The organism is Cellulomonas edaphi (assembly GCF_030362815.1).
Taxonomy (GTDB): domain Bacteria; phylum Actinomycetota; class Actinomycetes; order Actinomycetales; family Cellulomonadaceae; genus Cellulomonas; species Cellulomonas edaphi.
In genome coordinates, this window is record NZ_JAUCGR010000002.1 from 574028 (window position 1) to 595351 (window position 21324).

Here is a 21324-nt window from a genome sequence, read left to right on the forward strand (position 1 = left end):
TCCGGGCGGCGAACAGCCGCCCGACAAGGCCGTCCTCAGCCGTAGAAGACGCGCTCCACGACGGCGCGCGCGCGGCGAGCCGTGCGCAGGTAGTCCTCCTCGAGCTCTCCGCCCGACCCCGCGGGGTACCCGACGACCCGCGCAAGACCGGCGAGGGCCTGCCGGTCGTGCGGCAGCACGTCCACCTGGCCGCCGTCGGCCCGCCCGGTCCACAGCACGTTCGCGTCCCGCAGGCGCGACGCAAGGTTCCACGCCTCGACGAGGGCGCGGCGGTCGTCGGCCTCGAGCAGGTCCGCGGCCTCCGCGGCCGCGATTGCCTCGGTGGTCGAGGTGGTGCGCAGCCCGGGCACCTGGGCCGCGTGCTGGAGCTGCAGGAGCTGGGCCGTCCACTCGACGTCGGAGATCCCGCCGCGCCCGAGCTTGAGGTGCCGGGCCGGGTCCACGCCGCGCGGCAGGCGCTCAGCCTCCACGCGCGCCTTGATGCGCCGCACCTCGCGTTCCGCCGACGCGTCGAGGCCGCCCGGCGGGTAGCGCAGCGGGGCGATCAGCTCGACGAAGCGCTCCCCCAGCCCGGCATCGCCCGCCACGGGACGCGCCCGCAGCAGGGCCTGGCTCTCCCACGGCGCGGACCAGCGGTCGTAGTACTCGGCGTAGGCGTCGAACGAGCGGACCAGCGGCCCGTTGCGCCCCTCAGGGCGCAGGTCGGCATCGACCACCAGCGGCGGCTCCGGGCCGACGCTGCCGAGCAGCTGGCGGATCATCGTCGCGACCGAGAGCGCGAACTCCTGCGCCTGCACCGGGTCCACGCCGGGCCGCGGGTCGTGCACGAACAGCACGTCGGCGTCCGACGAGTACCCCATCTCCGCGCCGCCGAGGCGGCCCATCGCGACGACGAGCAGGCGGGTCGGCGTCTCGTCGAGCCCACGCTCGGCGCGTGCCTCCCAGGCCGCGATGCGCAGGGCACCGACGATGACGGCGTCGGCCGCCCGCGTCAGGCTCGCGGCTGCGCGCGTCCCGGTCACGACTCCGAGCACGTCGGCCGCGGCGGTCCGCGCCAGCTCGCGGCGACGCAGCCCGCGCATGAGGCCGATGGCGACGTCGGGCTGGTCCGCCCGCGTGAGGATCGCGTCCGCCTCGGCCCAGATCCGCTCGTAGCTGCGCGGCTCCAGCTCCTCGTCCTCCGCGAGCCAGCCGACGGACTCGGGCGAGCGCATGAGGGCGTCCGCGACGTACCGGCTCGTCGAGAGCACGCGCGCGAGCCGCTGCGCCGCCGCCGCGGAGTCGCGCAGCAGCTTGAGGTACCAGTGCGTGGTGCCCAGCGTCTCGGACAGTCGCCGGAAGGCCAGCAGGCCGCCGTCGGGGTCGGGCCCGTCAGCGAACCAGCCGAGCATCACGGGCAGCAGCTGGCGCTGGATGGCGGCGCGCCGGGAGATGCCCTCGGTGAGGGCCGCGATGTGCCGCAGCGCGCCCGCGGGGTCGAGGTATCCGATGGCCGCGAGCCGGGCCCGAGCCGCCTCGGGCGCGAGGCTGGCCTCCTCCGTCGACAGCTGGGCGGTCGCCGGCAGCAGGGGCCGGTAGAACAGCTCCTCGTGCAGGCTGCGCACCTCGCGCTTGACCGCGCGCCAGCGCTCGAGCAGGCCCGCGACCCCCTCGGCGCGCATCCCCACCGACCGCGCCAGGCGGCGCAGGTCCGCGTCCGCCGTGGGCATGAGGTGCGTGCGGCGCAGCCCGTAGAGCTGGATCCGGTGCTCGAGCAGGCGCAGGAACCGGTAGCAGACGGCCAGGCGTGCCGCGTCGTCCCGGCCGACGTAGCCCGCCGCGGCGAGGGCGGCGAGCGCCGTCAGCGTGCTCGGGCTGCGGATGTCCTCGTCGGAGCGGCCGTGCACCAGCTGCAGCAGCTGGACGGTGAACTCCACGTCTCGGAGCCCGCCCACGCCGAGCTTGAGCTGGCGGTCCGCCTCCGCGGCCGGCACGTGCGACTCGACTCGACGACGCATCGCCTGCGAGTCCTCGACGAAGTTCTCGCGCTGCACCGCCGCCCACACGAACGGCTGGGTCATCTCGACGTACGCGGCGCCGAGCGCGCGGTCACCCGCGAGGGGCCGCGCCTTGAGCAGCGCCTGGAACTCCCACGTCTTGGCCCAACGCTCGTAGTAGGCGCGGTGGCTCGCGAGGGTGCGCACGAGCGGGCCGTCCTTGCCCTCGGGGCGCAGAGCGGCGTCCACGGGCCACAGCGCGGGCTCCCCCGCGGTGGACGAGCACGCGCGGGCGAGCCCGGCGGCCAGCTTGGCGCCGGCGGCGAGCGCGGTGGCCTCGTCGGCGCCGTCCACCGGCTCGACGACGTAGATGACGTCCACGTCCGAGACGTAGTTGAGCTCGCGGCCGCCGCACTTGCCCATGCCGATCACGGCGATCCGTGCGTCACGCCCGTGGTCGGGCAGGGAGGCCCGCGCGAGCGCGAGAGCGGCCTCGAGCGCGGCCGCGGCGAGGTCCGCGAGGGCGGCGGCGACCGCGGGGAGCCTGGTCAGCGGGTCGGACGCGGTCAGGTCCGCCGCCGCGATCCGGAGCAGTCTGGTGCGGTAGGCGCGGCGCATGGCGTCGATGCCGGGCGCGCCGACCAGGGCCGCCACGGGGACGTCGGCAGCGGCGTCGGCACCGACCGCGCCCAGCAGCTCGGCACGCACGTCCCCGGCCGGCACGCCGACGCCCGGTGCGTCGTCGACGAGCACCCGCAGGTTGTCCGGGTGGGCGACGAGCGTGTCGCCCAGCGCGACCGACGCGCCCACGACGGCCAGCAGACGCGCCCGCTCGGGTCCGTCGCTGGTCAGCACGTCACGCAGCAGTGGACCGAGCACGCCGTGCGCGCGGACGGCGCCGGCCAGCTTGGCCAGCGTGAGCAGGGCGGCGTCGGGATCGCCGACGTCGGCGAGCGGCGCGACCAGCACGTCGGCGGCCTCTGGCAGGACGGCGGCGAGCGCCTCGTCGGCGATCAGCCGCTCGGCCCGGGGCACGTCCTCCACACCCACCCGGGTGAGGCGGGTCGCCAGGCTCGCGCCCCGTGCGTCGGTCATGCCGCGCGTCCCGTCACCGCGTGCGTGCCAGCTCTCGTCACGGCGCCGGTCACAGGACCGGCAGGAACCGCTTCAGCTCGTACGGCGTCACCTGCGAGCGGTACTCCTCCCACTCCCGGCGCTTGTTGCGCAGGAAGAAGTCGAAGACGTGCTCGCCCAACGTCTCGGCGACGAGCTCGGAGCGCTCCATGACGGAGATGGCGGCGTCCAGCGACTGGGGCAGCGGCTCGATGCCGAGCGCGCGGCGCTCCGCGTCGGTCAGCTCCCACACGTCGTCCTCGGCGCCCTCGGGGAGCTCGTAGCCCTCCTCGATGCCCTTGAGGCCCGCGGCCAGCACCACCGCGAACGCCAGGTACGGGTTGGTGGCCGAGTCCACGGAGCGGTACTCGATGCGGCTCGAGTTGCCCTTGCCCGGCTTGTACATGGGCACGCGGACCAGGGCGGAGCGGTTGTTGTGGCCCCAGCAGATGTAGCTGGGCGCCTCGGCGCCGCCCCAGAGGCGCTTGTAGGAGTTCACGAACTGGTTGGTCACGGCGGTGATCTCCGCCGCGTGCGTGAGCAGCCCGGCGATGAACGAGCGCGCTACCTTCGACAGCTCGAGCGGTGCGCCCGGCTCGTGGAAGGCGTTGCGGTCGCCCTCGAACAGCGACAGGTGCGTGTGCATGCCCGAGCCGGGCTGGTCGGCCAGCGGCTTGGGCATGAAGCTCGCGAAGACGCCCTGCTCGAGAGCGACCTCCTTGACCACCGTGCGGAAGGTCATGATGTTGTCGGCCGTGGTGAGCGCGTCGGCGTAGCGTAGGTCGATCTCGTTCTGCCCCGGACCGGCCTCGTGGTGGGAGAACTCCACCGAGATGCCCATCGACTCGAGCATGGTGATCGCCGCGCGCCGGAAGTCGTGCGCGGTGCCGCGCGGCACGTGGTCGAAGTAGCCGCCCTGGTCGACCGGCACCAGAGGGACGGCCGGGTCCGCCGGGGCGTCGAACAGGTAGAACTCGACCTCGGGGTGCGTGTAGAAGGTGAAGCCCTTGTCGCTCGCGCGGCTGAGCGCACGCTTGAGCACGTTGCGGCTGTCGGCCAGGCTCGGCTCGCCGTCGGGCGTGAGCAGGTCGCAGAACATGCGGGCCGTGCCGTGCCGCTCGCCGCGCCAGGGCAGCACCTGGAACGTGGTGGGGTCGGGCTTGGCGATCATGTCCGCCTCGTAGACCCGGGTCAGGCCCTCGATCGAGCTCCCGTCGAAGCCGATCCCCTCCGCGAACGCGGCCTCCAGCTCGGCCGGCGCGACCGCCACCGACTTGAGGATCCCGAGCACGTCGGTGAACCAGAGACGGATGAAGCGGATGTCCCGCTCCTCGACCGTGCGGAGCACGAACTCCTGCTGCCTGTCCATGCGGTACATCCTGCCCGACATCCGCGCTGCGCAGGCCGCATGTCCGCCGCGCGTCCGCCGACGACCTCCTCAGGGGCACCCCTCGGCATCCGCCCTCCCTCGGCTGCCCCGAGGTGGGTTGCGTCACAGCGGGCGGGAGGGCCGCGGGCAGGGCGGGTGGATAGGGTCGGGGGATGGTTCGGCCGCGGATTGCGCTCGCTCAGATCGACACCTGCGTCGGGGACGTGACGCAGAACTCCGCCGCGGTCCGCGCATGGGCCCGCCGGGCCGCCGACGCGGGTGCGGACCTCGTCGTCTTCCCCGAGATGACGCTCACCGGCTACCCCATCGAGGACCTCGCGCTGCGCGCGTCGTTCCGTCGCGGGGCCGAGGCCGCGCTGCTGGAGACCGCCACGGCGCTGGCCGACGACGGCCTCGGCGGGCTCGCGGTGCTCGTCGGCACGATCGGCGAGCGCGACGGCCGGCCGACGAACCAGGCGGTGCTGCTGCGCGGTGGTGTCGTCGAGGCCCGCTACGACAAGCACCACCTGCCCAACTACGGCGTGTTCGACGAGTTCCGCATCTTCTCCCCCGGCCAGGACCCGCTCGAGATCGAGGTGGCCGGCGCCCGGCTCGGCGTGGTGATCTGCGAGGACATCTGGCAGGACGGCGGCCCCGTGTCGCAGCTGCGGGACGTCGACGCCCTCGTCGTGCTCAACGGCTCCCCCTTCGAGGAGGGCAAGGGGCACGTCCGCACGGAGCTGGCCGCCCGCCGCGCGCACGAGACCGGCGCGCCGGTGGTGTACGTCAACCTCGTCGGCGGGCAGGACGACCTGGTGTTCGACGGCGGCTCGTTCGTCGTCGGCGCGGACGGGACGGTGCTCGCGACCGCCCCCCAGTTCGTCGAGCACCTGCTGGTGTGGGACCTGGGCGAGCCCGGCCCGCAGGTCCCGCCGCTGGATCCCGACGAGGAGATCTACCGCGCGCTCGTCACGGGCCTGGCCGGCTACGTGCGCAAGAACGGCTTCCGCTCGGTGGCGCTCGGGCTGTCCGGCGGCATCGACTCGGCGCTGACCGCGGCCATCGCGGCGGACGCGATCGGCGGCACCAACGTCGTGGGCGTCTCGATGCCGTCCGTGCACTCCTCGGAGCACAGCAAGGACGACGCCGCCGACCTGGCCAAGCGGATCGGCGCCGACTACCGCGTGCAGCCCATCAAGCCGATGGTCGACGCGTTCGAGGCCCAGCTCGACCTCGACGGCGTGGCCGCGGAGAACCTGCAGGCGCGCGTGCGCGCCGTGATCCTCATGGCGATCTCCAACCGCGAGGGTCACCTGGTGATCGCGCCCGGCAACAAGTCGGAGCTCGCCACCGGGTACGCCACCATCTACGACGCGGGCAGCATCGGCGGGTTCGCCCCGCTCAAGGACGTCGACAAGTCGCGCGTGTGGGCCCTGGCCCGCTGGCGCAACAACCACGCGGTCGACCGCGGCGAGCTGCCTCCCATCCCCGAGTCCTCCATCACCAAGCCGCCGAGCGCCGAGCTGCGGCCCGGCCAGGTGGACCAGGACTCGCTGCCTCCCTACGCGCTGCTCGACGAGGTGCTGGACGCCTACGTCGAGCACGCCGAGGGGAGGGCCGAGCTCCTCGCGCGCGGCTTCGACCCGGCGGTGGTCGACCAGGTCCTCGCCCTCGTCGACCGCGCGGAGTGGAAGCGCCGCCAGTACCCGCTGGGACCCAAGGTCACGGCGCTGGCGTTCGGACGCGACCGCCGCCTGCCCGTCACCTCCCGCTGGCGAGAGCCCTGAGCACCGCGCACCGAACGCTGAGCGTCCCACCGACCTGATCACCCGAGGAGCCCGCACCATGACCACCAAGCGCGTCCGCGTGCACCACCTGCGCGAGGCCAAGGAGCGCGGCGAGCGCCTCACCATGCTCACCGCCTACGACGCCGTCACGGCGAGCATCTTCGACGCCGCGGGCATCGACATGCTGCTGGTCGGCGACTCGATCGGGAACACCATGCACGGGTACCGCACCACGCTGCCCGTCACCGTCGAGGAGATCATCGTCGCGGCCCGCGCGGTGGCGGGCGCCGCGCAGCGCGCCTTCGTGGTGGCGGACCTGCCGTTCGGCTCCTACGAGGCGGGGCCGGAGCAGGCGCTCGCGACCGCCGTCCGCGTCATGAAGGAGACGGGCGTGTCTGCGGTGAAGTTCGAGGGCGGCAAGCGCGTCGCGGCCCAGGTGCGCGCCCTCACGGAGGCAGGCATCCCGGTGGTGGGTCACCTCGGCTACACCCCGCAGTCGGAGAACCTGCTGGGCGGTCCGCGCGTGCAGGGTCGCGGCGACGAGGCCGCCGAGCGGCTCAGCGCCGACGCCGTCGCGCTCGCCGAGGCCGGTGCCGTCGCCGTGGTGCTCGAGATGGTCCCCGCGCCCGTCGCGGAGCGCATCACCGAGATCCTCATGATCCCGACGATCGGCATCGGCGCGGGGACTGCGGTCGACGGCCAGGTGCTCGTGTGGGTCGACATGGCGGGCATGGGCGACTGGTCACCCCGGTTCGCCAAGCGGTTCGGTGAGGTGGGCGCCGCGCTCAAGGCCGCCGCGAGCGCCTACGCCGACGAGGTGCGCAGCGGATCCTTCCCGGACGCGGACCACCAGTTCGACGCGTGAGACCACTGGCGCGGGCGCTGTCCTGGGGCATCGCCGCCGTCGCCGCGGTCGCGTGCGTGGTGCTGGGCGTGCCCCTGGCCGCGGGCTCGTTCGGGGTCGCGCAGCTCGTCTCGTTCCGCGCGGTCCTGGCCGTGGCGCTGGCCGCCGCCGCGGTGCTCGTCGCGGCCGTCGGGCTGCTGCTCCCGCGACGTGCACGACGGGCCGCCGTGCCCCTCGTGCTCGTCCTCGCGCTCGGCGCGGGCGCCCAGGTCGGCGTCCTCGCCTGGCGCGCGACCGGAGATCCGCCGGACCGCCGCGAGGCGGCGGGCGCGCCCCTCGTCGTCCTGTCGTTCAACACCCTCGGCGTGGTCCCGCCCCAGACGCTCGCGCGCCTGGCCCAGCAGCAGGACGCCGACGTCGTCGTGCTGCCCGAGACGTCGGACGCCACCGCGGCGGCGACGCAGGAGATCCTTGCCGACGCGGGGATCCCCATGCGTCGCTACGCGGGGCCGAGCGCGGACCCGCACGTGGACGGCGTGGCCCTGCTGGTCCGCACCGCTCTCGGGGAGTACCCGGACGCCGTCGAGGTGCCCATGCGGCACGGCGCCCTGCGCGTCGAGGGGGCGGGAACGCGCCCGACGATCGTCGCGGTGCACCCCGTCTCCCCCACCGCGGCCGGCTCCATGCCGACGTGGCGCGAGGAGACCCGTGCCTCGGTCGACGAGTGCACCGACCACCCCGGCGCGATCGTCGCGGGCGACTTCAACGCGACCCTGGACCATCCCGCGCTGCGCCGCCTGGGGACGTGCGTCGACGCGGCGCGCGAGGTCGGCGAGGCCGCCACCGGCACGTGGCCGGCCGCCGCGCCGGGCTGGTTGGCCACGCCGATCGACCACGTGCTCGTCGATGCCCGTGCCTGGCGGGTGCTCGATTTCCGTGTGCTCCCCGCGGCAGGCGGCAGCGATCACCGCCCGGTCGTCGCCACGCTCGAGGCTCGTCGGTAGCCCACCTCAGTAGCCCAGGTCAGTAGCCCAGGTACCGCCCGGGCCGGTGGTTCATGGCCAGGATGAGGTTGAGGAGCACGGCGCCGGCGGCGGAGAGCAGCACCGTGCTCGCCGGCACGACCAGGAATGAGGCGAGCACCACAGCGCAGTCGAGCGCCATCTGCACGTAGCCGGCGCGCCAGCCCAGCCGCTCCTGCGCGATCAGCGCGACGATGTTGAAGCCGCCCAGGCTCGACCGGTGGCGGAACAGGATGAGCAGCCCGACGCCCGCCAGCGTGTTCCCCGCCAGGACGGCGTAGGCCGCGGGCAGCGTGACGTCGCCGCCGAACATCGCGGGGTGGAGGGCGCTCAGCAGCGACACCAGCCCGATGCACAGCGCCGTGCGCAGGCTGAAGTCCCAGCCCTTCTTCGCGATCGCCAGGACCAGGAAGGGCAGGTTGACCAGGGCGAACAGGACGCCGAACGGCACCTGGGCCACGTGCGCCAGGAGCAGCGCCAGACCGGCGGTCCCTCCTGTGACGGCATCCGCCGATCGCAGCAGGAACAGGCCGAGGGACACGACGAAGGTGCCGATCAGGATGCCGAGAGCGTCCTCGGCGAAGGAGTGCTTGGCACCGACGATCGGGGCGTCGGCGACGGACGTGGTCATGCGGGATGGTCCTCCGGGGCGGCTCACGCCGGGCGGGAAGCTGCGCGGCGGCGGACCATCGTCACACGATCGTCAGTCCTCCTCGGCCTCCCAGGCCTTGTTGCGCGCCTTGGCCTTCTCGATCGCGTGGGCCGCCTCGTCCCGCGTCGGGTACGGACCCATGAGCTTGCTCCAGTCGCTCTTGCGCCCCTCCTCGACCTCGTGGGTCTCGGTGTTGAACCAGAAGTCGCCTGCCATCGTCGTGCTCCTCACGGTGTCCCTGTTCCAGGCCGATGTTCCCGGGTCGAGCCCGGGACCTGCTCGTAGACTGCCAGGCATGGCCCCCGTTCACAGCCGCAGCGCCCTGAAGCCGGGCACCGTCAGCCCCCGCCGACCCGTCCCCGCCAACATCGCGCGTCCGGAGTACGTCGGCAAGCCGGGCCCTCAGCCGTGGCGCGGGCCGAACGTCTTCGACGAGGCGACGATCGCCGGCATCCGGGTCGCTGCCCGCATCGCCGCGCAGGCGCTCGAGGAGGTGGGCCGGCACGTCGCGCCCGGCGTCACCACCGACGAGCTGGACGCGATCGGCCACGAGTTCCTGCTGGACCACGGCGCCTACCCCTCGACGCTCGGCTACCGCGGGTTCGCCAAGTCGCTGTGCACGTCGGTCAACGAGGTGATCTGCCACGGCATCCCGGACTCGACGGTCATCGAGGACGGCGACATCGTCAACATCGACATCACGGCGTTCATCCACGGGGTGCACGGCGACAACAACGCGACGTTCCTGGCGGGCGACGTGGACGAGGAGTCCCGCCTGCTCGTCGAACGGACCCGGGAGGCGCTCGCCCGCGCCATCAAGGCCGTCAAGCCGGGCCGCGAGGTCAACGTGATCGGCCGCGTGATCGAGAAGTACGCCGACCGCTTCGGGTACGGCGTGGTGCGGGACTACACGGGTCACGGCGTCGGGCCCGCGTTCCACACCGGTCTGGTCATCCCGCACTACGACGCCGCGCCGCTCTACGAGACGGTCATCGAGCCCGGCATGGTCTTCACCATCGAGCCCATGCTCAACCTCGGAACACCTGATTGGATCATGTGGGACGACGACTGGACCGTGCTGACAGCCGACGGCCGTCGCAGCGCGCAGTTCGAGCACACCCTGCTGGTCACCGATGACGGAGCGGAGATCCTGACACTGCCATGAGCCACCACAAGCACTCCTCCCAGCACGACCTCGCGTTCGGCATCGACATCGGCGGCAGCGGCATCAAGGGCGCGCCGGTGGACCTGAAGAAGGGCGAGTTCGCCAAGGACCGGCTGCGCATCCCCACGCCGCAGCCCGCGACCCCGGAGGCGGTCGCCAAGACGGTCGGCGAGATCGTCGACTCGTTCGACCTCGACAAGCACGTCCCCATCGGCGTGACGTTCCCCGCAGTCATGCTGCACGGCGTCGCGCAGTCGGCCGCCAACGTGGACGCCTCGTGGATCGGCACGGACGCGCAGAAGCTGTTCAGCGACGCGACCGGGCGACGCGTGGTCGCCGTCAACGACGCCGACGCGGCCGGTTTCGCCGAGGTCGCGTACGGTGCCGCGGCGGGCGTCAAGGGCGTGGTGCTCATCGCCACGCTCGGCACGGGCATCGGCTCGGCCCTGGTGGTCAACGGGCAGCTGGTCCCCAACACCGAGCTGGGTCACCTCGAGATCGACGGGCACGACGCGGAGTCACGCGCGGCCGAGTCGGTCAGGGATCGCGAGGGGCTCGACTGGGCGCAGTGGGCCCAGCGGCTGCAGCGCTACTTCACGGTCGTCGAGAACCTGTTCTGGCCCGACTTGATCGTGGTGGGCGGGGGCGTGAGCAAGCACCACAAAGACTTCCTGCCGCTGCTGGACCTGCGCAGCCCGATCGTCCCGGCCAAGCTGTTCAACGCCGCCGGCATCGTGGGCGCGGCCGCGCTGGCGGCCGAGGAGCACGGCAGCTGACGTGACGTGGCGGCAGGTCGCGCCCGGCGTGCTGGTCACGACGAGCGCGGTCTACGCGACGAGCACGGTCGCGATCCTCGGGAACGCGGGCTACCTGCTCGTCGATCCCGGGGTGACCGCCGACGAGATCGCCGCGTTGGTCAGCGCGCTCCCCCAGCCCCCGGTCGCCGTCTGGTCCACCCACCCGCACTGGGACCACCTGCTCGACGGCCCGGCGCTGGCTCACCTGCCGCGGTGGGGTGCTCCGGCGGCCGCTCCGGTGTTCGACGGCGACGCCGAGCTCGCGGCGGTGCTCGCGACCCGACCGGACGACCACGCCGCACCCCTGGCCGCGCCGCCCCGCGGCTACCCCGGAGAGGGTGAGGTGCGCTGGGACGGGCCGCGCGTGGTGGTGCTCGCGCACCGCGCGCACGCCCCGGCCCACACCGCGCTGCACCTGCCCGAGGCGCGCCTGCTCGTCGCGGGCGACATGCTCTCGGACGTCGAGATCCCGCTGCTCGACCTCGACGCCTCGGACCCCGTCGCCGACTACCGCGCCGGGCTGTCGCTGCTGGAGTCCACGGGCGCCGAGCTCGTGGTTCCCGGGCACGGCGGCCTGGGCACGCTCTCGGCCCGCGTCGAGGCGGATCGCGCGTACCTGGACTCGCTCGACGAGCCGGCACGGGACCCTCGCCTCAGCGTCCCGTGGCTGCGCGAGATCGACGCACGGCAGCGTGCGCTCGTCACCTGAGGACCCTGGACCGGCGTCCGACCGCGGGTGAACCCGGGCGATCGCCCTGCCTCTCGCAACCGCGCGGTGCCACCATGGGCCGATGGGCCTGGTCGTCTCGCACATCACGTTCGACTGCGCCGACCCCAACGCGCTCGCGGGCTGGTGGGCCCAGGTCCTCGGCTGGGAGCGGGTCTGGGAGCTCGACCCCGCCGACGAAGAGGTTGCGCTGCGCTCCCCCGACGCCATGGGCACCTGGCTGTTCATCAAGGTGCCGGACCGCAAGTCGTCCAAGAACCGCGTGCACCCGGACCTCCGGCCGCCCAACGGGTCGGACCAGGCGACCGAGCTGGCGCGGCTCCTCGAGCTGGGTGCCACACCCGTCGACATCGGCCAGGGCGACGTCCAGTGGCACGTGCTGGCCGACCCCGAGGGCAACGAGTTCTGCCTCCTGGTCCGCACCCCGGCCCAGGTCGCCGACGACGGGGACTGAATCTGCGGCCGGGTGTATCTCCAGCGGGCCCGACCTGCACCTCATCGTCAGCAGGCAGGCGACCACCCGCTCCAGGAGCAAGCCATGAGCGATCCGAAACCCCGCCCCCAGGACGACGACGACGAGCTCGACGAGTCCGAGGCCGTCGCACACAACGCGCCGGAGGACCATGTCCCGGTCCCGGACGGCGTCGACGAGCAGACGGACGACGGTGAGCGGTGATGGTGCGCTCCCCCGCCGCCGCCATCGCCGAGTCCAAGCACATCACGGTCGGGTACGGCGGCATGTGCCTGAAGTTTGTGCGCACCTGCTACGGGGTGCCACCCCGCTACGAGTCGGCCATCAAGGCGTGGGAGAACGCGAAGCACAAGCACCCCACGCACAACCCGGGCTCGATGCCGGCGGGCGTCCCGGGCTTCATGACGCACCCGCGATCGGTCTACCAGCACGTGTTCGTCACGCTCGGCGACGGCATGATGCGCACCACCAACAGCGTCACGGGGCGGATCCACACGGTCGCCATCCAGTCGTGGCTCAACAGCGGCTGGACGCTGCTGGGCTGGACGGAGGACCTGAACGGGGTGCGCGTGTTCGCGGCCCCGCGGGGCAACGGCGTGAACGCCTGGTGGCACGTCGCGGTGGACCCGGGGCACCACCTCAACGCGCGCACGACGCCCAACGGCCCGATCGCCACGATGCGCAACCCGGGCTTCAACATCTACGCGACGGCCCGCAAGCGGGTGGACGGGCGGTGGTGGATCAAGGGCAAGCGGTACTGGTACGCCGAGTCCTACCTGCAGCGCGGCAAGTCCTGAGGTTGGATCGAGGCATGGGCCTCGTCGTCTCGGAGATCGGCATCGACTGCACCGACCCGCACGCCCTCGCCGCCTGGTGGGCACAGGTGCTGAGCTGGGTCCCCTCGGGCGAGGACGCGCCCGACGACGACTACGTGAGCATCCGCGACCCCGACGGTTCGTTGGAGTGGGGCTTCTCGCGCGTGCCGGAGCCGAAGTCGGTCAAGAACCGCTGGCACGTGGACCTGCGCCCGCCGGACGGGTCGGACCAGGCCACGGAGCTGGCCCGCCTGCTCGCACTCGGCGCCACGCTGGTGGACGTCGGCCAGGGCGATGTGACGTGGCACGTGCTTGCGGACCCGGAGGGCAACGAGTTCTGCCTGCTGCGGCGCACCCCGGCGCAAGCCCGCTGAACCGACTTGCCGGTCGGTGCCGGACCCCCCAGGCTCGAGGCATGCCCATCGAAGACGAAGACAAGGCCATCGGCGAGGTCGTCGACCGCATCGCGGAGAAGTTCCCCGCCGTCGAGCGCGAGCGCGTCCAGGAGGCCGTCGAGACGCACAAGAGCCAGTTCGACGAGGCCGCGGTGCGCGACTTCGTGCCCGTCCTGGTGGAGCACCAGGTGACCGACGAGCTCAGCACGCAGGACGGCGACTGAGGACTCGCCAGAGCGCGGACGCGATGCTGCCGGCTGTCAGGCCAGGACCCGGGCGTCGCGCGGGTGCGTGGGCAGGGCGGTCTGAAGTCCCAGCACGCCGATGAGCGCGGCGGCCGGGCCGGGGACGTCGCGGAGCCCGAAGTCGATCCCCGCCTGTCTGCACATGCCGCTGCACTGCAGCAGGAACCCGATCCCGGCGCCGTCGATGAACGTCACGGCCCCCAGGTCGACCTCGACGGGAAGGTCGGCCACCGCTCCGAGCGCTTCCAGCGCCCGATCGGCCTCGTCGCGGAGTGCGAAGTCGATGTCGCCGCGCAGCCTGACGAGGAGCAGCGAGCAGGACCGCTCGACCGTGATGGAGCCGTGGGATGCGAGGGTGAACGAGTCTGTGGTGCGCATGCGCGCCGCCTCACCTTGACGTGGTCCGGCCGGTGGGAACGCGGCTCGGTTGGTGCACGCCAAGGTGGAACACTCGGTGCGACGACGCCCCGCACCGCGTCCAGTCTCTCACCCGATCGCCGGCTTTGACCCGGCCGGGACCGAGCAGTTTCTCCCTGGTCAACCGGTCGCAGGTCAGCGGCCCGGACGTCACCCGTTCGTGGTGGCACTGATCGGGACAGGGCGCTGCGCAGACGCCGGACCGTCGAACGTCCTTGCTGCGCCGACCGGGCGACCCCTACCCAGGGTGGTGGCTGGCTCGCGCATACTCCATCACTTGTCGCCCCATCCTCAGCGAGGTCGCAAAGAACAAGACAAGAAGTGCAGAAGGGCCGACGATCCACCAGATCGCACCTGGGGGTCTCGTCTCCCAGTCCCATACCTTCGCCCACCAGAGCATCGAGCAGCAGTACGAGGCGACCGCGCCGCCAGCGAAGAGTGCGGCCGTTCCGAGGTAGGGAGTAGTCCGCTTTCTGGCCAGCGACCGATGCCGGCTCTCGACGCGGAGGTGCGACTCCCAGCCGATCGGTGGGCTCCCCGCCAACGCAGTCGACAGTCGAGGGTCCGCCGCGACTCGGCGTTCGAGTTCGAACACGTACGCACCCGCGCGCTCGGCCCGGTTGAGTTCCCCTATCCAGGTCCAGCACGCGACGCACATCAATGCTGGAAGCGCGAGGCCGAAGACAACGAACACCGCGAACTGCGTGAAGTGATCGAACTCGGCGGCAGGAGTCGCGTTTGATCGTGACGCTAGCAGGCCGGCTGTGAAGATGGCGCCGTATGCCGCGAGCGCGAAGCGCACGATGCCCTGAGCAGCTTCGTACGAGTGGTAGATCTCGTCGCTCATGCGGCGGTACTCAGCCACCATCAGTTCGCGGGCCCAGTCCGCGTCGATCTTCGCCGGTGCACGTCCGGGCCTCATGCCGCAACGGTAGAGGCGTCGGCGTGCGCGTGTCCCGTATTGACAGCGATGTCAGACGCTTCTTGCTCCACGTTGACGGCGCTCGGGATGGGCTTCGCCGTGACCGGACCTTGAAAGCGGATGAGTCAGTCGATACGCCGGGTTCTGTCCCCGCGCGCGGTTGCCCCCGCACGGGTGACGGCCATCCATCTACGACGTACGTTGCCGCACGCCTCCAGCGGCCTACCCGGGAGCTCGGGCGAGCAGCCCTCGAACACTCCCTGTCTGGCCTTGCTCCGGGTGGGGTTTACCTAGCCGCACCGGTCACCCGGCACGCTGGTGGTCTCTTACACCACCGTTTCACCCTTACCCCTCCGGCGAGCCGGTGGGGCGGTCTGTTCTCTGTGGCACTGTCCCGCGGGTCACCCCGGGTGGGCGTTACCCACCACCCTGCTCTGCGGAGCCCGGACGTTCCTCGGCAGGCCCGGGGGCCTGACGCGGCCGCCTGACTGACTCATCCGCGTGCAGGAGCCTAGCCGCATTTCGCGCCGACCCATCCGCGCGCCATCCGGCTCCGAACACCGGACATGGATGCTTCGAGGTACCTCTCCCGACGTGAGCGCGTGATCCTCGCGCACCTGGCCCTGCCCGTGACGCTCAACCAGATCGCGATGTCCCTGTTCGTCACGCGCAACACCGTCAAGACCCAGGTGCGCTCGATCTACCGCAAGCTGGAGGTCAACGACCGCGAGTCTGCCGTACGGCTCGGTCGCGAGCTCGGCCTGGTGGCCGTCGAGCCGATCGAGGACGAGGACGACGACGAGGTGGTGCAGCAGCGCGGTCACACGTCGACGCGGTAGCCCAGCGTCAGCTCGTCGCCGGCCTGCCCGCGGATGCCCCAGTTCTGCGGCGGGCTCTCCAGGATGACGGTCTCGAGGTCCTCTTCCGCGAGGCCCAGGCCGCGCGCCGCGTCGAAGAGCGCGGCGATGAGCGCCCGACGAGCCTGCGCCGACCGGCCCGTGAAGCACACGATCTCCACCACGAGGTACTGCGCGCTGCGCGGGGCGACGAGATCCTCGGCGTCGAGCAGCAGGAAGCGGTGGAACCGCTTGTCGTCCGGAAGCCCCCAGGCGCCGACGAGCGCCCCGTGGATCGCGTCGGACAGCTCCGCGCGGCGCGAGGCCCAGACGTCGCGGCGTCCGTAGATCTTCACCTGGGCCATGGCATCCCTCGAGTCGAGCGGCAACGCGCGGCAGCCTACAGTCAGGGCGTGCTCGTGCTTCTGCCCCCCTCCGAGGCCAAGGCCCCGCCGCGCCGCGGCCGGCCGGTCGAGGTCGACCAGCTGTCCTCCCCCGCCCTGACGGCCATGCGACGCAAGGTCGCCGACGCGCTCGCCGAGGTCAGTGCACGCGAGGACGCGCTCGAGGTGCTGGGCGTCGGCGCGTCGTTGGCCGACGACGTGGCGCGGAACGTCTCTCTCAGCCGGAGCCCGGCCGCCGCAGCCCGGCACGTCTACACGGGCGTGCTCTACGGCGCGGCCGGCCTCGACCGGCTGACGCCGACCGGTCGGACCCGCGCGGCCCAGCACGTCCGGATCTTCTCGGGGCTGTGGGGCGTTCTCACGCCGGAGGACGTGGTGCCCGCGTACCGGCTCTCCATGGGCGTGGACCTGCCCGGCATCGGCCCGCTCGCCCCGGCGTGGCGCGAGCCGCTCGCCGACGCCCTCGACGCCCAGGCGGACGGCGCCCTCGTCGTCGACTGCCGCTCCGCCGCCTACCTGGCCGCGTGGACGCCGCCGGCCAGCGCCGACTGGGTCGCGGTCCGGGTGGAGCGGGAGCAGGACGGCGTCCGGGCGGTGGTCTCGCACAACGCGAAGCACACCCGCGGGGTGCTCACGCGCCACCTGCTCAGCCGGCGCGGCCGCGTGCCCCGCGACGCCGAGGACCTCGCGCGGGTCGCGCGCGAGCTGGTGGGCACGGAGCTGACCGCGGTCGAGCTCGCGCCGCGGCGCGGTCGCGGCGCCCGGGTCCTGACGCTCGTCGTCGCGTGAGCCGCTCCCGCCAAGCGGTGCCCTGGTGGGCCGTCGGCGTCGTCGTGACGGCGGTCGTGGTGCTCACGGGCTGGCTGCCCGCCGACGACGCCCGCGAGCTCGCGACGCGTACCGTCCCGATCCTGCTGTTCGTGGCGGCCCTGACCGTCACCGCGGAGATGTGCGCAGGAGCGGGCCTGTTCGACGCGGGCGCCCGGCTCGCCGCGCGGGTCGGGGGCGGCCGACGACCGGTGCTCTGGCTGCTCGTCATCCTGCTGGCCACCGCGAGCACGGCCGTCCTGTCGCTCGACACCACGGCCGTGCTGCTCACGCCCGTCGTGATCGCCCTGGCCCGACAGACCAAGAGCCACCCCCTGCCGTGGGCGCTGGCGGTCCTCGCGCTCGCCAACACGGCGTCGCTGGTGCTGCCGGTCTCGAACCTCACGAACCTCCTGGCGGACCACACGCTGCGCGCGCAGGGCGTCGACTACCTGTCGCTGATGTGGGCGCCCGCGCTGGCGGCGATCGTCGTGACCGTCGTCGTGCTCGCCCTCCGGGACCGCAAGGCCCTCGCGGGCCGCTACGACCCGCCGCCGCCCCGCGCCACCCGGGACCGCACCCTGCTGGTGCTCACGGCGGTGGTGGTCGCCATCATGGCCGTCGCGTTCGTGGTCGGGCTGCCGCCCGCGCCCACAGCCCTGGTCGCCGCGGCGATCCTCACGGTCGCGACGCTCGTGCGGCGCCGCGGCCTGCCCGTGCCGGCCAAGGACCTGGTGCCGTGGCGCACGCTGCTGGTCGTCGGCGCGCTCTTCGCGGTGGTCGCCGCGGCGCATGCGCACGGGCTCGGCGAGCTCCTGGCCAGCGCCTCGGGGGACGGCCACGGCTTCGGCGACCTGCTCCGGCTCGCGGCCGTCGGCGCGGGCGCGTCGAACGCGGTCAACAACCTGCCCGCCTACCTCGCGCTCGAGCCGGCGGCGGGCACCGACCCGCTGCGCGTGGGCGCGCTGCTCATCGGCACCGGCGTGGGCCCGCTGGTGACGCCGTGGGGGTCGCTCGCGACGGTGCTGTGGTGGCACCGCTGCCGGCAGGTGCTGCTCCCCGTCGCACCGAAGACGATCGTGCTGCAGGGCCTGCTGCTCGCGCCGCTCACGGTCCTCGCGGCAACCGCCGCGCTCGTGGCGTTCTAGGACCAGCCCTCGCTGGGCACGCCGACGACCGCGATCTCGTGACGACGGTCGTGGAACAGTCGCACGATGCTCACCGATGCGGGCGCGACCCGCAGCTGGCTCCACGACGACGGCTGGGCCCCCATGGCGACGCCGAGGGCCGCGCGGATCGCGACGGCGTGGCTGACCACGACCACCGTGCGGTCGGTCCCGGCCTCGAGCAGCGAGTCCAGGCCGCGGCGCAGGCGCTCACCCACCTGCTCGATCGACTCGCCGCCCGGCGGCTCCACGTCGGCGCGCGTGTGCCACGGCTCGAGCTGACCTGGCCAGCGCGCCTCGATCTCCTCCGCGGTCAGGCCCTGCCACTCGCCGAAGTCGGCCTCCTGGAACGCCGCGTCCGTGCGCACGGGCAGGCCGAGGCGCTCGGCGATGACACCCGCCGTCATCTGCGTGCGGACCATGGGCGAGGCGACCACCTCGCTCGGGTAGTGGATGTCGCCCCACAGGTCACGGCCGACCCGGTCGACGAGCGCCGCCGCCGCGCGCGCCTGCCCCAGCCCGTGCTCGTCGAGCGGAGGACCGGGCTCGCCCGAGCCGGAGTAGCCGCGTGCCACGGTCATGGTGGTCTGCCCGTGCCGGACCAGCACCACCGTCACCGGCTGCGCGTCGTCGAACCGCACGCCCGCACCGGACGGCTTGGGGGCGCGGCCGGTGCCGGGCTCGGGTGCTGCCGCTCGCTCGCTCATGGGACCCACCTTGGTGGCGGCACGCGAGGACCGCCAGTCGCGGCTCAGGCCTCAGGCAGCCGCACCAGGATCCGGCCGCACTCCTCGCAGCGCACCACGGTGTCCTCCGACGCCTTCTTGATGACGTCCAGGTCCAGCGGGTTGAGCTCCAGGCGGCATCCCTCGCAGCGGCGTCCCCGCAGTGCGGCGGCGCCCGATCCGCCCAGCTGCCCGCGCAGCCGCTCGTAGAGGCTCACCAGGCCGGCGTCGAGCCCCTGGGCCGCCGCAGCGCGCTCGGCGCCGAGGGTCCCGATCTCCGCGTCGATCTGCGCGAAGGCGGCGTCGCGCTCCACGACGACCTCGGACCTGCGGTCGGCCAGCGCCGCGTGCGCCCTGGACACCTCGGCCAGCGCGCTCTCGTGCGCCTCGAGCCGCTCCATCACCTCGAGCTCGACCTCCTCGAGGTCGCTCTGCCGACGGCCCAAGGACTCGAGCTCGTGCTGGATGGCCTGCAGGTCCTTGGCGCTGCCCTGGCCGGAGTCCAGCCGCGCCTGGTCGCGCGCCGCGCGCGAGCGCACCTGCTCGACGTCCGCCTCCGCCTTCGCCACCTCGCGCCGCAGGTCACCGACCGCGGTCTGCGACGTGACGAGCGCCGTGTGCAGGTCACTCAGCTGGGCGTCCAGCTCGGCCAGCCGCGCGAGCTCGGGCAGCGTGCGGCGCTTGTGCGCCAGCTGGTCGAGGCGGGTGTCCAGGGCCTGGACGTCGAGGAGTCGGCGCTGGTCGGCGGCGGGGGCTGTGGTCACGAGGATCCTTCCGGAGGGGCGGCTCGCCCCGTCCAGGGGTCGGTGCGCAGGGTGCTGACGCGTGTCTCCACCGTAGTGCCCGCGGCGGCCAGGTCCGCCTCCAGGTCGCGCGCCGCGTGCGCGAGCCACGGCCACTCCGACGCGAAGTGCGCCAGGTCGACCAGGTAGGGGGTGCTCGGACCCGTGGGCGCCTCGAACACCGCCCGCTCCCGCAGCTCCGAGGCCGGGTGGTGGCGCAGGTCCGCGGTCACGTACGCGTCCACGCCGGCGGCGCGTACGGCGTCGAAAAGCGAGTCGCCGGACCCGCCGACGACGGCCACGCGCGCGACGACGCCGTCGGGGTCGCCGGCGAACCGCACGCCCTGCGCCGTCGCCGGGACGGCGCCGGCCACGCGGGTCGCGAACTCCCGCAGCGGCACCGGCTCGCGCAGCGTCCCGACCCGACCGATGCCGGTCTCGGCGCCCTCGGAGGCCGCCACCAGCGGCGAGGTGTCGACCAGGCCGATCGCCGCGGCGAGCGCGTCCGCGACGCCGCCGACGGCCGCGTCCGCGTTGGTGTGCGCGGCGTACAGCGCGATGCCGTTGCGCGCCATCCGGTGTACCAGGGCGCCCTTGTAGGTGGTCGCGGCCACGGAGTGCACGCCGCGCAGCAGCAAGGGGTGGTGCGTCACGACGAGGTCGGCGCCCCACTCGGCCGCCTCGTCGATCACGGCCACGACGGGGTCCACGGCGAACAGCACGCGCCGCACGGGCTCGGCGGGATCGCCGACCACGAGCCCCACCGCGTCCCACGACTCGGCGGTGCCGGGCGGGTAGCGCCGCTCGAGCGCGCGGACGACGTCGGCCAGCAGCGGAGAGCTCACACCCGCACGCTACCGGCCCGCGGGCGGGGTCAGGGCAGCCGGGGAGCAGCGGTGACGGCGTCGCCCAGGGCGATGCGACCCGCGCCGAGCGGCACGGCCTGGATGCCGAACCAGACCTCGCCGTCCCACCGACGGTGCCGCGCCAGCGAGCGCAACGGCTCTCGCCCCTTGGCGTAGGTGTCGGGGTCGACGGTCGTCATGACGCACCGGCCGCAGTGGTCCGCGAAACGCAGCTCGACGCCGCCCACCACGATGTGCCCCCAGCCGTCCTCCTCGAACGCCGTGAGGTCGCCGTCGACGACGATGTTGGGGCGGAACCGCCGCACGTCGAGCGGCTGGAAGGCCGCGGGCGAGGATGCGTCGGACGCCAGGGCGGAGGCGACCACCTCGTCGTGGGCCTGCGCGGCCCACAGGTTCAGCTGGTGCAAAGACGCCGTGGTGAACACGTGCAGCGGCGCCGTGTCGGTGAGGGCCAGCGGGTCGTCCAGCGTGCCGCCGTGCTTGTCGGACATGCCGCGGCGCGCCGGGTCGTCGAGCCACGTCAGGCGTGCCGGCCGGCCCACGAGCTCCGAGCACCAGGCCGCGGCGTCGTCCCCCGCGTCGTGCACCGTGCCCACGCGGGACATCGAGACCTCGAGCACGCGGCCGCCGACCGGCTCGGCGACGTCGAGCGAGCCCAGCTCCGCCGACGTCAGCCGCACGCCGCCCGGGAGCGGCTCGGCGGTCGCGGACAGCATGCGGGGGAACTTGCGGGCGGTGAGCGTCACCCCGGCCTCGTCGACCACCATCCAGCGCCGGTCGGCGACGGGGCCGGCGACCTCGAGGTCGAGCGCGTCGACGACGTGGCCGCCGAACGACTTCACCGGGTAGACGGTCAGGCGGCTGACGTGGGCACTCACCAAGGAACTCCGCATCACGTGGACGGCACGCGCGGCTTCGCACGTCTTCGGTGGGCCCGGCCGGTTTCGAACCGGCGACCTCCGCGGTGTAAGCGCGGCGCTCTGACCAGCTGAGCTACAGGCCCTTCGTCGATGCGCTGAC

The 21324-nt window shown here is 73.3% G+C and carries 25 protein-coding genes, 1 tRNA gene and 1 other RNA gene; 14 read left to right on the forward strand and 13 right to left on the reverse strand.

Annotated elements, in window-relative coordinates:
• Positions 1–35: 35 nt before the first annotated feature.
• Together QRT05_RS08980 and QRT05_RS08985 are read right to left on the reverse strand one after the other, a co-directional pair.
• Positions 36–3071 carry a bifunctional [glutamine synthetase] adenylyltransferase/[glutamine synthetase]-adenylyl-L-tyrosine phosphorylase gene (locus tag QRT05_RS08980; RefSeq protein ID WP_289446794.1) on the reverse strand — a complete coding sequence of 1012 codons (3036 nt, stop codon included), beginning with the start codon at positions 3069–3071 and terminating at the stop codon, positions 36–38.
• 49 nt (positions 3072–3120) lie between these two features.
• Complete coding sequence (locus tag QRT05_RS08985; protein WP_289446796.1) at positions 3121–4458, reverse strand: glutamine synthetase family protein; 1338 nt, start codon at positions 4456–4458, stop codon at positions 3121–3123.
• Between the two features lie 173 nt (positions 4459–4631).
• On the opposite strand from QRT05_RS08985, the gene QRT05_RS08990 reads away from it, so the two are divergent.
• From QRT05_RS08990 to QRT05_RS09000, 3 genes are read left to right on the forward strand one after another with little or no spacing between them, the layout of a single operon-like run.
• Positions 4632–6245 (forward strand): NAD+ synthase, encoded by a 1614-nt coding sequence (locus QRT05_RS08990; RefSeq protein WP_289446799.1) that lies wholly within the window; start codon positions 4632–4634, stop codon positions 6243–6245.
• Between the two features lie 58 nt (positions 6246–6303).
• Positions 6304–7110: a 3-methyl-2-oxobutanoate hydroxymethyltransferase gene (gene panB / locus QRT05_RS08995; protein WP_289446801.1), complete on the forward strand. Its 807-nt coding sequence runs from the start codon at positions 6304–6306 to the stop codon at positions 7108–7110.
• Positions 7107–8093, forward strand: coding sequence for an endonuclease/exonuclease/phosphatase family protein (locus QRT05_RS09000; RefSeq protein WP_289446803.1), 987 nt, complete (start codon positions 7107–7109; stop codon positions 8091–8093). Before panB ends, QRT05_RS09000 begins: the two co-directional genes overlap by 4 nt.
• A 19-nt stretch (positions 8094–8112) precedes the next feature.
• Here the strand turns inward: QRT05_RS09000 and QRT05_RS09005 are convergent, their stop codons facing one another.
• Together QRT05_RS09005 and QRT05_RS09010 are read right to left on the reverse strand one after the other, a co-directional pair.
• A complete protein-coding gene (locus QRT05_RS09005; protein ID WP_289446805.1) occupies positions 8113–8742 on the reverse strand; it encodes a YitT family protein in 630 nt (209 codons plus the stop codon).
• A gap of 72 nt (positions 8743–8814) precedes the next feature.
• Positions 8815–8979, reverse strand: coding sequence for an SPOR domain-containing protein (locus tag QRT05_RS09010; protein ID WP_289446807.1), 165 nt, complete (start codon positions 8977–8979; stop codon positions 8815–8817).
• Between the two features lie 79 nt (positions 8980–9058).
• On the opposite strand from QRT05_RS09010, the gene map reads away from it, so the two are divergent.
• The 8 genes from map to QRT05_RS09050 all read left to right on the forward strand — a co-directional run bounded on the left by map (position 9059) and on the right by QRT05_RS09050 (position 13358).
• Complete coding sequence (gene map / locus QRT05_RS09015) at positions 9059–9928, forward strand: type I methionyl aminopeptidase (protein WP_289446808.1); 870 nt, start codon at positions 9059–9061, stop codon at positions 9926–9928.
• Positions 9925–10704 carry a polyphosphate--glucose phosphotransferase gene (gene ppgK / locus QRT05_RS09020; protein ID WP_289446809.1) on the forward strand — a complete coding sequence of 260 codons (780 nt, stop codon included), beginning with the start codon at positions 9925–9927 and terminating at the stop codon, positions 10702–10704. Before map ends, ppgK begins: the two co-directional genes overlap by 4 nt.
• Before the next feature lies 1 nt (position 10705).
• Positions 10706–11434, forward strand: coding sequence for an MBL fold metallo-hydrolase (locus QRT05_RS09025; protein WP_289446810.1), 729 nt, complete (start codon positions 10706–10708; stop codon positions 11432–11434).
• Positions 11435–11516: 82 nt separating this feature from the next.
• Entirely contained in the window at positions 11517–11906 is a 390-nt protein-coding gene (locus QRT05_RS09030) for a VOC family protein (protein WP_289446812.1), read from the forward strand.
• Between the two features lie 84 nt (positions 11907–11990).
• On the forward strand, positions 11991–12128 hold the full coding sequence (locus tag QRT05_RS09035) for a hypothetical protein (protein WP_289446814.1): 138 nt from the start codon (positions 11991–11993) through the stop codon (positions 12126–12128).
• On the forward strand, positions 12128–12721 hold the full coding sequence (locus tag QRT05_RS09040) for a hypothetical protein (RefSeq protein ID WP_289446815.1): 594 nt from the start codon (positions 12128–12130) through the stop codon (positions 12719–12721). Before QRT05_RS09035 ends, QRT05_RS09040 begins: the two co-directional genes overlap by 1 nt.
• A gap of 14 nt (positions 12722–12735) precedes the next feature.
• On the forward strand, positions 12736–13113 hold the full coding sequence (locus QRT05_RS09045; RefSeq protein WP_289446816.1) for a VOC family protein: 378 nt from the start codon (positions 12736–12738) through the stop codon (positions 13111–13113).
• Between the two features lie 41 nt (positions 13114–13154).
• Positions 13155–13358, forward strand: coding sequence for a three-helix bundle dimerization domain-containing protein (locus QRT05_RS09050; protein WP_289446817.1), 204 nt, complete (start codon positions 13155–13157; stop codon positions 13356–13358).
• Between the two features lie 36 nt (positions 13359–13394).
• Here the strand turns inward: QRT05_RS09050 and QRT05_RS09055 are convergent, their stop codons facing one another.
• The 3 genes from QRT05_RS09055 to rnpB form a co-directional block, all read right to left on the reverse strand.
• On the reverse strand, positions 13395–13757 hold the full coding sequence (locus QRT05_RS09055) for an STAS domain-containing protein (RefSeq protein ID WP_289446819.1): 363 nt from the start codon (positions 13755–13757) through the stop codon (positions 13395–13397).
• A gap of 277 nt (positions 13758–14034) precedes the next feature.
• The gene (locus QRT05_RS09060) at positions 14035–14718 is read right to left on the reverse strand and encodes a hypothetical protein (RefSeq protein WP_289446820.1); all 684 of its coding nucleotides are present in this window, start codon (positions 14716–14718) and stop codon (positions 14035–14037) included.
• A 117-nt stretch (positions 14719–14835) separates the two neighbouring features.
• Positions 14836–15214: RNase P RNA component class A (gene rnpB / locus QRT05_RS09065), an RNA gene on the reverse strand.
• A gap of 70 nt (positions 15215–15284) precedes the next feature.
• Between rnpB and QRT05_RS09070 the strand changes: the two genes are divergently transcribed.
• A complete protein-coding gene (locus QRT05_RS09070; protein ID WP_289446821.1) occupies positions 15285–15557 on the forward strand; it encodes a LuxR C-terminal-related transcriptional regulator in 273 nt (90 codons plus the stop codon).
• Here QRT05_RS09070 and QRT05_RS09075 read toward each other — a convergent pair.
• Positions 15539–15919 (reverse strand): tautomerase family protein, encoded by a 381-nt coding sequence (locus QRT05_RS09075; protein WP_289446822.1) that lies wholly within the window; start codon positions 15917–15919, stop codon positions 15539–15541. The two genes, QRT05_RS09070 and QRT05_RS09075, sit on opposite strands and share 19 nt — an antisense overlap.
• Before the next feature lie 48 nt (positions 15920–15967).
• Here QRT05_RS09075 and QRT05_RS09080 point away from each other — a divergent pair, with 48 nt between their 5' ends.
• Complete coding sequence (locus QRT05_RS09080) at positions 15968–16747, forward strand: YaaA family protein (RefSeq protein WP_289446824.1); 780 nt, start codon at positions 15968–15970, stop codon at positions 16745–16747.
• Complete coding sequence (locus QRT05_RS09085) at positions 16744–17913, forward strand: SLC13 family permease (protein WP_289446826.1); 1170 nt, start codon at positions 16744–16746, stop codon at positions 17911–17913. Before QRT05_RS09080 ends, QRT05_RS09085 begins: the two co-directional genes overlap by 4 nt.
• Here QRT05_RS09085 and QRT05_RS09090 read toward each other — a convergent pair.
• The 5 genes from QRT05_RS09090 to QRT05_RS09110 all read right to left on the reverse strand — a co-directional run bounded on the left by QRT05_RS09090 (position 17910) and on the right by QRT05_RS09110 (position 21307).
• Entirely contained in the window at positions 17910–18638 is a 729-nt protein-coding gene (locus QRT05_RS09090; RefSeq protein ID WP_289446827.1) for a histidine phosphatase family protein, read from the reverse strand. The two genes, QRT05_RS09085 and QRT05_RS09090, sit on opposite strands and share 4 nt — an antisense overlap.
• A gap of 44 nt (positions 18639–18682) precedes the next feature.
• The gene (locus tag QRT05_RS09095; protein WP_289446828.1) at positions 18683–19420 is read right to left on the reverse strand and encodes a zinc ribbon domain-containing protein; all 738 of its coding nucleotides are present in this window, start codon (positions 19418–19420) and stop codon (positions 18683–18685) included.
• Positions 19417–20283, reverse strand: a complete 867-nt coding sequence (locus tag QRT05_RS09100; protein WP_289446830.1) for a Nif3-like dinuclear metal center hexameric protein — start codon at positions 20281–20283, stop codon at positions 19417–19419. The genes QRT05_RS09095 and QRT05_RS09100 overlap by 4 nt, the downstream gene beginning before the upstream one ends.
• 29 nt (positions 20284–20312) lie before the next feature.
• The gene (locus tag QRT05_RS09105) at positions 20313–21182 is read right to left on the reverse strand and encodes an MOSC domain-containing protein (protein ID WP_289446831.1); all 870 of its coding nucleotides are present in this window, start codon (positions 21180–21182) and stop codon (positions 20313–20315) included.
• A gap of 51 nt (positions 21183–21233) precedes the next feature.
• Positions 21234–21307 (reverse strand) — tRNA-Val (locus QRT05_RS09110).
• Positions 21308–21324: the final 17 nt, after the last annotated feature.